At 46.6% G+C, this 950-nt stretch carries 1 protein-coding gene and 1 pseudogene; both read right to left on the minus strand.

Annotated elements, in window-relative coordinates:
- Window positions 1-590 (minus strand): annotated as a pseudogene (locus LJE09_RS17235) (RNA-guided endonuclease InsQ/TnpB family protein); the annotation flags it as partial.
- Between the two features lie 18 nt (window positions 591-608).
- A partial coding sequence (gene tnpA, locus LJE09_RS17240) for an IS200/IS605 family transposase (RefSeq protein WP_227311601.1) occupies window positions 609-950 on the minus strand: 342 nt, incomplete at its 5' end.

Raw genomic sequence — 950 nt, forward strand, 5'->3', positions numbered from 1 at the left:
GACAGTTCATGTCCGTTCTGTGGAAGTTCTTCCTGGTCAGGGACCTCATAAACAACAATAATTTTACAGCTTCCATTCTCCGGCGGATAGATCCGCAGCTGTTTGATCTGATCCATGCCCCTGAAAATCTTATTTTCAAGGTAAAGAAAGTTTTCATGGATCTGATATGTTTCTTCCATATATTTTTTTAATGTCTTTGGAAGGGACAGGCGGACTCTGTCCGTATCCCGCTCATGCACGATCCCCATCTGCATATAGGTAATGGGGATACTTTCCTGCTTAAACCGCGGCGGTCTGGGAGTCTCGATCCCCCCGGATCTTTTCAGGGCATAAAAAGACTTCCATGCCTTGTCCAGCAGCCTGCAGACTTCCTGGGCAGTCTGGGACGGGAGCTGTTTATACCACAGATCCTCTTTATGGGCTTTTTTCTGATAATACCAGTCAGGATACTGCTCCATCCCTGTTTCTTTGTAATGCTGACGCTCGTAATTACAGACATTCCAGAGCTTGGATGCTGCATAGCACATATGCCCGATGAGGTTCGCATATTCCCGGCTGACCTTTATGGATGTTTTCTTTGACAGCAGCATTTCCTCTCCTCCATCGTATCAGTAAGCTTTGCTCTGATGTTCGATATACCTGCGGATATTTTCTTCCGATACAGATCCGACCGTTTCCACATAATAGGAATGGTTCCACAGCTCCCCTTTCCAAAGCTGGTTTCTTATTTCCGGAAAACGTTCGAAAAGCTTCCTGCCGGAGATCCCCTTCAGGTATTTCACGATCGCAGTTATGGATAATTTCGGAGGGGCTGACACAAAACAGTGTACATGGTCTCCTTCCCCACATTCAAACAGATGGACCGTAAAGCCCTTATCTTCTGCGATCTCCTGCACCAGTTCCTGCAGATATGCCTCGACCTCCGCATTTAATATCTTCCGCCGGTATTT

The sequence above is a fragment of the Blautia sp. DFI.3.45 genome (assembly GCF_020593505.1).
Taxonomy (GTDB): Bacteria; Bacillota; Clostridia; order Lachnospirales; family Lachnospiraceae; genus Blautia_A; species Blautia_A wexlerae.